General features: G+C 61.9%; 4 protein-coding genes and 1 pseudogene. All 5 read right to left on the reverse strand.

The genetic code is table 11. The features are described from left to right. The coding region (gene folB / locus ACI38B_RS00210; protein ID WP_439729035.1) for a dihydroneopterin aldolase at positions 1 to 305 on the reverse strand (305 nt) is incomplete at its 3' end. Positions 306 to 372: 67 nt separating this feature from the next. Continuing rightward, positions 373 to 1,236 carry a dihydropteroate synthase gene (folP, locus tag ACI38B_RS00215; protein ID WP_439729036.1) on the reverse strand — a complete coding sequence of 288 codons (864 nt, stop codon included), beginning with the start codon at positions 1,234 to 1,236 and terminating at the stop codon, positions 373 to 375. Positions 1,237 to 1,257: 21 nt separating this feature from the next. Next, entirely contained in the window at positions 1,258 to 1,833 is a 576-nt protein-coding gene (gene folE, locus ACI38B_RS00220; RefSeq protein WP_439729047.1) for a GTP cyclohydrolase I FolE, read from the reverse strand. A 113-nt stretch (positions 1,834 to 1,946) separates the two neighbouring features. Further along, a complete protein-coding gene (locus ACI38B_RS00225) occupies positions 1,947 to 2,978 on the reverse strand; it encodes a dihydroneopterin aldolase (RefSeq protein WP_439729037.1) in 1,032 nt (343 codons plus the stop codon). A 4-nt stretch (positions 2,979 to 2,982) separates the two neighbouring features. Continuing rightward, positions 2,983 to 3,291, reverse strand: a pseudogene (locus ACI38B_RS00230) (ATP-dependent zinc metalloprotease FtsH); the annotation flags it as partial.

Here is a 3,291-nt window from a genome sequence, read left to right on the forward strand (position 1 = left end):
GGCGCATGCGGCTTATGAACGGTGACCGTGACCCGCCTAACCTGTTCGAATGCGAGCAACGCGTCGGCGATACGCTGGGCGAGCCGTTCAATCAGGTCGACATGCTCCCCCTCAATGATCCCAACAATCACCTTCGCCGCCCGGCCATAATCCACCGTGTCATCGAGCGCGTCAGACCGGCCGGCGGCGTTGAGATCAAGCTCGATCGCCGCATCAACGATGAACGGCTGAGGCCGCGTATGCTCATGCTCCAGCACGCCGTGCGTACCTTGCGCGCGGATTCCAGTGAGCGTGATGGTGTCCATGTGCGCAGCTCCTTTCCAAATAACGAATGCCGGATTCAGCCCAAGTTCAGCGTCTAATCAGCCCACATCATGCGTTCGCGTAGGTCCGCCACATGGTGCCCATCGTGACGGCGGCCAGTGATTTGGCGACATCATGGACACGCACAGCCCACGCGCCATGTTCGGCGCACATGGCGGACAATGCGGCGGTCGCATCATCCCGCGCCGCCATATTGCCGGCATCGATCCCCGCATCAGCGAGGAAACGCTTGCGAGATGCGCCAATCAGTACCGGATACCCGCTCGCACGCAGGGTATCCAAGCCGACGAGCAAGGGGAAATTATGCGCCGCGCTCGGCTTGGAGAACCCCAGCCCCGGATCAATGATGATCTGTTCTGGCCTGACTCCGGCGGCCAGAACATCGTCGACCTGTCTGAGCAGCTCCTCACGGACATCGTGCATGACACCGCCCGTGTACACGGAGGTATCGGCATCCGGGGTCGCGCCGTGCGAGCCTGAAAGCCAGCCGCGCCAATGCTGGACGATATACAAGCAGTCGTGTTCGGCGACCACATGCGGAACCTGTGGATCCAAACGGCCGCCTGACACATCGTTGATAATCGACGCGCCTGCTTCCAAGGCCGCTTCGGCCACACTGGCACGAGTGGTGTCGATGGACAGCGGCACGCCGGTATCCGCAAGCGCATGAACCGCACCGAGCACGCGATTGAGCTCGTCCTGTTCGCTCACGCGTTTGGCGCCGGGACGAGTGGATTCGGCGCCGATATCGATAATCTGCGCCCCCGCCTTAGCCAATGCACGGCCATGCTCAGCGGCAGCCTGGGGGTCAAGCCACTTGCCTCCGTCCGAGAACGAATCTTCGGTGATATTGAGCACACCCATCACCATGGTGTTGGGGGCATCGTGCAGCGCCTGCAACGCTTGGTCCATGTATTGTCCTTCTTTCCGTGTTCACCGCTGCGAGAAGATCAGGCTCATCGCTTCGGCTCTGGTCGTCGGGTTCTTCATGATTCCGCGAACCGCCGATGTCGTGGTACGGGCCTGGGATTTTTTGACGCCCCGCATGGACATGCACAAATGCTCGCACTCCGTGACCACGATGACACCGCGCGCATCTGCATACTCCATAAGCGCGTCCGCAATCTGCTGGGTGAGCCGTTCCTGGACTTGCGGGCGGCGCGCGTATACGTCCACCAGCCGCGCGAGTTTGCTCAGCCCGACGACGGCCCCGTGCGAGGGGATATAGCCGACGTGTGCGACGCCGTGGAACGGGAGCAGATGATGTTCGCACACCGAATACAGTTCGATATCGCGTACCAGAACCATTTCATCGGTGTCCACCGGGAATCGCTTCTCTAGGACCTGCTGCGGATTGCTGTGCAGACCCGCGAACAGCTCATGCGAAGCGCGGGCGATCCGATCGGGAGTGTCGAGCAGGCCATCGCGATCCGGGTCTTCGCCGATTGCTTTGAGATACATCCTCACGGCGGTGCGGATCGCCGCATCGTCAATGCCGTCATCGGGCATGCCTGGCTGATGGGCTAGGCCTGGAGCACCAGCCGCGCCGGCCGTAGCGGCAGTAGCGGCAGTAGCGGCCTGACCGGCTTGACCGGCTTGACGGTTCGTTTCGTCCGTGCTGTTCATTGCATTCCTCCTAGAATCCAGCTGTCCGACAACAACCCCACTTGCGTCGCATCCGGAGCGAGCGCCAACAGGTAGGACAGCGGGTCGCCGTCAAAGCTGGCATCCGGCTCAATATCCATCCACGGAGCGAGGATCGACGCCTTGGTTTTCGCTTCCTGCCAGCCGACCTGTTCATGCCGGCCGTCTTCGGCATCAGAGCGCATGGTCACCGCGTGCAATGCAAGTGTGTCGCGATGCTTGTCGTTGATGGAAGCCAACAGGTGGCTGAGTGCGGCAAGGTCCAGCCGCGTATCGACAAGCACCACCGCTGACATTGAATCCGGGCCGTCGATGGCGCTGACGTGGTACAGCGGCGAGATTCCGGTCACTTGGTTGCCGGGCACACTGTCCAAGGCGACAACCGCGGCGCGCATCAGGTGTTCCCCGTCCCCGCTGCCACCACACATGGCGATTACGGCGTGGGAAGGTTGCTGCGCCGGCACTCGCGTGGGATTGGCATGCCTTTCTGGGACGCCGGATTGGCTGGCGCTGTGTCGTCCGCCATCTGACGGGTTGCCGGCGTACGCATCGCCGCCGCTCTCACCGCTGTCTTGCCTCGGCACTAATCCGCTCGCCTGCGCCGCCGGCGTAGCGCCGTCATGGCTGTCCTCGTCCGCCAGACGATGAACATTCACAACGATTTCATCGACATCCGCACCGAGCGGATGCCCGGCATGAAGCACGACATCAACCGAATGAACCCTGTGGGACAGCAGCACCGCCTGCGCGATGCGTCCTGCAATCGTTTCCACCAGCGCACACTCGTACGAGCCGGCCGCCATGACCTGCCGCACCCGATCGGTCAGTTGGGCGTAATCCACGGTTTGTGTGATGTCATCACCGGCGATGGCTCCCCGCAAATCAAGTGTGACCGTGACATCCGCACATAAATCACGCCACCGCGGCCCGTCATCATGGCCAGAACAAACGGACGGGGATCCGCCCTGCCCTGCGGCGGCGCGAATCCCCGTCAATCGTATGGAATCCATATGGTCACTCGCCCGGCTTCATTCCGACACCGCGTTTGAGTGAGTCCGGAATCTCGACCGGAGGCTTGTCGGAATCCGGTCGACGTTCGTCGGACAGCCACACCTCACGTTTCGGAGCCTTCTTCACATTCGCGAAGATCTCGGCAAGTTCCTTCTCGTTGAGGGTCTCCTTGACCAGCAGCTGGCGGACCAGCTCGTCAAGGATGTCACGGTTGTCGTTGATCGCGTTCCACGCTTCGGTGTGCGCGTTCTCGATCAGCTTGTCAACTTCCTCGTCGATGATTTCCGCGGTGCGCTCCGAGTACGGGCGGGG

This window comes from Bifidobacterium sp. (assembly GCF_051876855.1).
In the GTDB taxonomy this organism is placed as follows: Bacteria; Actinomycetota; Actinomycetes; order Actinomycetales; family Bifidobacteriaceae; genus Bifidobacterium.